This is a genomic window from Pseudomonas sp. 51_B, assembly GCF_017491595.1.
Taxonomy (GTDB): Bacteria; Pseudomonadota; Gammaproteobacteria; order Pseudomonadales; family Pseudomonadaceae; genus Aquipseudomonas; species Aquipseudomonas promysalinigenes.
This window is the reverse complement of the sequence record NZ_JAFGYW010000558.1, coordinates 1-246: the sequence shown is the minus strand read 5'-3', so window position 1 is coordinate 246 and position 246 is coordinate 1. Positions and strand designations below refer to the sequence as shown.

The window sequence follows — 246 nt, the reverse complement described above, 5'->3', positions numbered from 1 at the left end:
GCTTCCTGCCCGATACCTCGGCGCCGGTGAACGTGGAGTGGGGCGAAGAAAACCGCACCGTTGGCCTGCGCGTACCGGATGCCGGCCCGCAGAACCGCCGTGTCGAGAACCGCCTGCCAGGCGCTGACGCCAACCCATACTTGATGATGGCTGCCGTGCTGGCGGGCGTGCACCATGGCCTGACCAACAAGATCGAGCCAGGCGAGCCGATCGAAGGCAACTCGTATGAGCAGCTGGAGCAGAGCC

The 246-nt window shown here is 65.9% G+C and carries 1 pseudogene; it reads left to right on the top strand.

Annotated features, from left to right (window positions below):
* Positions 1 to 246 (top strand): annotated as a pseudogene (locus tag J5M56_RS26165) (glutamine synthetase); the annotation flags it as partial.